The sequence below is a fragment of the Psychrobacillus sp. genome, from assembly GCF_056205495.1.
In genome coordinates this window covers 1-4,658 of sequence record NZ_JBAEAP010000536.1, presented here as the reverse complement: position 1 = coordinate 4,658, position 4,658 = coordinate 1, and the positions used below count along the sequence as shown (strand labels likewise).

The following is a 4,658-nucleotide window of genomic DNA, read 5'->3' as shown; positions in this document are numbered from 1 at the left end:
GTTTGATTGTTCCTCTATTATATGTTCGGACAATTCTAAAATCAACCATCATTCAAATATATATTTGAATGATGGTTGATTTTAGAATTGTCCGAACATATAATAGAGGAACAATCAAACAACTATTTGAATGAGGTGCTTAAATGCAGTCTAAGGATGTATGTGAAATAACAAAAGTAAATGAAACAATAGTAGAAGAGGTAAAACAACAGATTCCAGATTTAACAAAGTTAGTCATGCTCTTTAAAGCATTAGCGGACGAAACAAGGCTTAAAATTGCCTATGCCTTAACGGTTGAAGAGGAGTTATGTGTTTGTGACGTAAGCGAAATAATTGGCTCATCAGTGGCAACTGCATCCCATCATCTTCGTTTTCTTAAAGACTTGTCTTTAGCGAAGTCTCGACGTAAGGGAAAACTCGTTTATTACTCTTTAGCAGATCATCATGTTAATGAGCTTGTTAAGATTGCATATGAGCATTCCATAGAAGAGGTGGAAACATGAATAGCATAGAAAAAAAGGAATATCGTTTAGAAAACTTATCATGCGCCAATTGTGCGAGGAAGTTTGAAAATAATATAAAAAGTCTTCCAACTGTACAGGAAGCAACCGTTAACTTTGGAGCAGCAAAAGTTTCTGTTATAGGCGACGTAACTGTCGAGGAAATAGAAAAGGCTGGTGCATTTGATGGCATCAAGGTTGTACCTGTTTCGCAACGAAAAATAGAAAAGATCCCTTTTTTAAAACGCAAAGAGAACGTTGTAACATTGATATCTCTAATATTTTTAATAGGAGGAGTCATTGCTTCTTTTGTTTATGAGGAATCTCATCCTGTTGCTCTTTCCTTATTCGTATTATCCATCGCAATCGGTGGATTTGACTTATTTAAGGGAGGGTTTATCAACTTAACACGCTTTTACTTCGATATGAAGACACTAATGACAATTGCAATAATTGGTGCTGCCATCATTGGAGAATGGCGCGAGGGAGCGGTTGTTGTCTTCTTGTTTGCGTTAAGTGAAGCTTTAGAGGCATATTCCATCAATAAGGCTAGGCAATCGATTAGTGAATTAATGGATATCGCTCCACCGACAGCAATTGTACGTCGGAACAATGAGTTAATCGAATTAGATACCGAGTTTATACAAATTGGTGACGTGCTAATCGTGAAGCCCGGACAAAAAATTGCAATGGACGGAATTGTATTAAAAGGAAGCTCAACAGTAAACCAGGCGTCCATTACTGGGGAATCTGTTCCTGTAGTTAAAACAAAAGGGGAAGATGTTTTTGCAGGTACGCTAAATGAAGAGGGCTCCTTAGAAATCGAAGTGACGAAGCGTGTAGAAGATACCACCATAGCCAAAATTATTCATTTAGTGGAAGAAGCGCAAGCAGAAAAAGCTCCTTCTCAACGTTTTGTAGATAAGTTTGCAAAGTACTACACCCCTGCAATAATTGGAATCGCAATTTTGGTGGCAGTAATTCCTTCACTTCTAGGTGGCGACTGGAAGCTTTGGATTTACCAAGGTCTTGCTGTTTTAGTTGTTGGCTGTCCTTGTGCCTTAGTAGTATCAACGCCAGTCGCGATTGTTACAGCGATTGGAAATGCGGCAAAGCATGGCGTGTTGATAAAGGGTGGGGTTCATCTAGAGGAGATTGGACGAATCGAGGCAATCGCATTTGATAAAACGGGAACTCTTACAAAAGGCTATCCAGAAGTAACATATGTAGAAGCGGCCTCTTCAAATGATTTTATCCAAAATATAATGTCTATTGAAGCGTACTCTCAACACCCACTAGCTAAAGCCATTGTGGAGTATGGTGCTAATAACAATATCCATCCAATTGAAGTGGACGAATTTAAATCGATAACAGGGAAAGGTGCGGAAGCAAAAGTAAATGGTATAAAATGGTCAGTAGGTAGTGTTGCTTGGATAAAAACGATAAGTTTAATTTCAGAGGATGTTCTCCAAAAGGTTGAGAAACTTCAAATGGAAGGAAATACGGTAATCCTTGCGACAGAGGAAGGGGTCTATAGAGGCTTCGTTGCCATTGCAGACCCAATACGTTCTACCAGCAGTAAGGTGTTACAAAATTTAAAGGATATTGGGATAAAGCATACTGTTATGCTGACTGGTGACGATCCAAATACGGCAAATGCTATTGCTGCTCAACTAGGGATAACCGATGTGAATGCAGGATTAATGCCTGATCAAAAACTAATGGCTATTGAGAGATTAAAAGAAAAGTACGGAGCAGTTGCTATGATTGGAGATGGAGTTAATGACTCCCCAGCACTAGCTGCTGCCAATGTCGGCATAGCTATGGGCGGAGCAGGAACGGACGCTGCATTGGAGACGGCGGACGTTGCGCTAATGGCCGATGACTTAGAAAAATTACCTTATACTATTAGCTTGAGTAGAAAAGCATTGCATATTATTAAAGAAAATATTATGTTTGCATTAGGGTTAAAGATTATAGCTCTTCTTCTTATTATTCCTGGTTGGTTAACGCTATGGATTGCCATATTTGCAGATATGGGGGCTACATTGCTAGTAGTCTTAAACTCTTTACGATTATTAAATAAGTTTAGCAATGGAAAAGAGCTTGAAGAAACAAGTAAGTAATTAGACAGTACAAACAGGATCTTCGGTGCTCGCTTATCGCTCACTCAGCGGAAAGCGTCCGCCGATACCGACAGCATATAAATTTCATTATTGTTTATATTTTAACTAAAAAGAGGACGAGATATATTATTACTAGGTTTGGAGGGTTATCAATGAAACTTACAGAATGGACGATGGAAGAGCAAGAGCAACTGATACATTTTATGACAACGAACACATGGCCATATCATGGGAATTCTCATCCTGTACGAGAGTTGATTGAAAAGACGATTGAAGAGGGTGGATATCAATCTGATGAAGTAAAGACTTTTTGGGTGGAGAACGATCAAGATGAAAAAGTTGGGATTGTAAAAATCTATGATTTACAGGATGAAATTCCTCTGTTTGATTTAAGAATAGCGGATGAAGCCAGAGGAAGAGGATATGGGCCACTTGCTTTAAAAAAGATTACTGAATACGTATTTAATCTTCCAGAAGGAAAAATTCGCTTAGAGGGTCATACGCGCCAAGATAATTTTGCTATGAGAAAAACGTTTGAGCGTGCAGGCTTTGTTAAAGAAGCACAGCTACGTCAAGCATGGTTTTCGCCTAAAGAAGGATCGTACTATGATGCAGTTACATACGGAATGACGAGAGACGATTTTATAAAAGGAACTTCGACTCCAGTAAAGTGGGACGATGACTTTCATATTATCGAAAAGGTAAAAGAAGAATTGGTCTTCCCAGAAGAATTTTATACGGAAAGATTAATCATCCGAGCACCTAAAGTCGCGGATGCGGAGGCAGTTCAAAAAGCAGTGCTAGCTTCCCAGCATGCATTAAAGGACTGGATGCCTTGGGCGCAAGAAAAGGAGTCGCTTGAGCAAAGAGTTCAAAATCTTCGTCAGGCAGTAGCAGATTTTATCACTCGCAAGGATCTTCGACTGCATTTGTTTTTAAAGGAAACAGGAGAATTCGTCGGATGTTCTGGACTTCATCGAATTGATTGGGATGTTAGAAAGTTTGAGATTGGCTATTGGATTGATAGTAAATTTGAAGGTAAGGGCTTGATGACTGAAGCAGTTGAACGTATTACTACGTTTGCCTTTGAGGAGTTAAAAGCTAATCGAGTTGAAATCCGTTGTGACAGTGAAAATGTAAGGAGTCGTTCAGTTGCTGAAAGATTAAATTACACACTAGAAGGGACTCTTCATCATGATTCCTTATCTGCTGATGGTAAGAGATTAAGAGATACTTGTATTTATGCAAAGACAAAAAGATAAGGGGTTGCCTAATGGCAACCCCTTTTGTCAGACGGCTCGTCTACCAGTGACAAGTTGAATTACGAAAATAATACCTGCAATAATTAACAGCGTATGGATTAATCCTCCGCCAAAGTCTAAAAGTAGGCCTAACAACCATAGCACAATAAGTACTACGACAATGCCCCATAAAATTCTACCCATTATAAGTCATCCTTTCTTCTTAAAATTATTAATACGTGTTATTATTAATTAGATACCCCGGGGTATTACAGGTTAAACATAAATAATAATTTTTGAATTATGAAAGAAGGATAGAATTGTTAACAAACGTTATGGAAGAAATCGTTCAGAGCCTTGTGAGAGTATTGATGAGAGGGTCAGAATATCAAACGTTTTGTAAGTGTCCTCAATGTGAATTAGACATTATTGCATTAAGCTTAAATACACTTCCGACCCATTATGTAACGACTGAAAAAGGGAGAAAGGCTGTTTTTGAACGGATGAATACATTAGAAAACTTAGAGTGGATTAATAAAAGAATTATCCATTCTATTCATGTCGTTGGAAAATATCCTCATAGATAAAAAGAGCCTTGTCTTATGATAAGGTTCTTTTATACTTTCGTGCGAGGATTGAGTTATTCTATGTGAGAGTATAATAAAAGAAGTGGAATAGCTATACTAACAGTAGTAATTTTACTTAAAAGCTATGTTAAAGTTATTGGTTGATGTTAACTAAACATTTCTTTTAATTCCGACTGTACTCCAGAGGGCGACTCCTCCGGAATG

Annotated in this window: 5 protein-coding genes; 4 read left to right on the top strand and 1 reads right to left on the bottom strand. The window is 38.1% G+C overall.

The features are described from left to right. Positions 1 to 143: 143 nt before the first annotated feature. The 3 genes from AC06OU_RS15165 (at position 144) to AC06OU_RS15155 (ending at position 3,888) form a co-directional block, all read left to right on the top strand. The gene (locus AC06OU_RS15165; RefSeq protein WP_475856885.1) at positions 144 to 503 is read left to right on the top strand and encodes an ArsR/SmtB family transcription factor; all 360 of its coding nucleotides are present in this window, start codon (positions 144 to 146) and stop codon (positions 501 to 503) included. Then, positions 500 to 2,626, top strand: a complete 2,127-nt coding sequence (locus tag AC06OU_RS15160) for a heavy metal translocating P-type ATPase (protein ID WP_475856883.1) — start codon at positions 500 to 502, stop codon at positions 2,624 to 2,626. The genes AC06OU_RS15165 and AC06OU_RS15160 overlap by 4 nt, the downstream gene beginning before the upstream one ends. Before the next feature lie 152 nt (positions 2,627 to 2,778). Further along, complete coding sequence (locus AC06OU_RS15155; protein ID WP_298471477.1) at positions 2,779 to 3,888, top strand: GNAT family N-acetyltransferase; 1,110 nt, start codon at positions 2,779 to 2,781, stop codon at positions 3,886 to 3,888. A 27-nt stretch (positions 3,889 to 3,915) separates the two neighbouring features. Here AC06OU_RS15155 and AC06OU_RS15150 read toward each other — a convergent pair whose 3' ends face one another. Then, positions 3,916 to 4,071 carry a lmo0937 family membrane protein gene (locus tag AC06OU_RS15150; protein ID WP_169361363.1) on the bottom strand — a complete coding sequence of 52 codons (156 nt, stop codon included), beginning with the start codon at positions 4,069 to 4,071 and terminating at the stop codon, positions 3,916 to 3,918. Positions 4,072 to 4,187: 116 nt separating this feature from the next. Between AC06OU_RS15150 and AC06OU_RS15145 the strand changes: the two genes are divergently transcribed. After that, a complete protein-coding gene (locus tag AC06OU_RS15145) occupies positions 4,188 to 4,454 on the top strand; it encodes a late competence development ComFB family protein (RefSeq protein WP_340881746.1) in 267 nt (88 codons plus the stop codon). Positions 4,455 to 4,658 lie beyond the last annotated feature (204 nt).

Coding starts and splice junctions, on each gene's coding strand:
- AC06OU_RS15165 (WP_475856885.1), top strand. CDS start 144: ATGCAGTCTAAGGATGTATGTGAAATAACAAAAGTAAATGAAACAATA.
- AC06OU_RS15160 (WP_475856883.1), top strand. CDS start 500: ATGAATAGCATAGAAAAAAAGGAATATCGTTTAGAAAACTTATCATGC.
- AC06OU_RS15155 (WP_298471477.1), top strand. CDS start 2,779: ATGAAACTTACAGAATGGACGATGGAAGAGCAAGAGCAACTGATACAT.
- AC06OU_RS15150 (WP_169361363.1), bottom strand. CDS start 4,071: ATGGGTAGAATTTTATGGGGCATTGTCGTAGTACTTATTGTGCTATGG.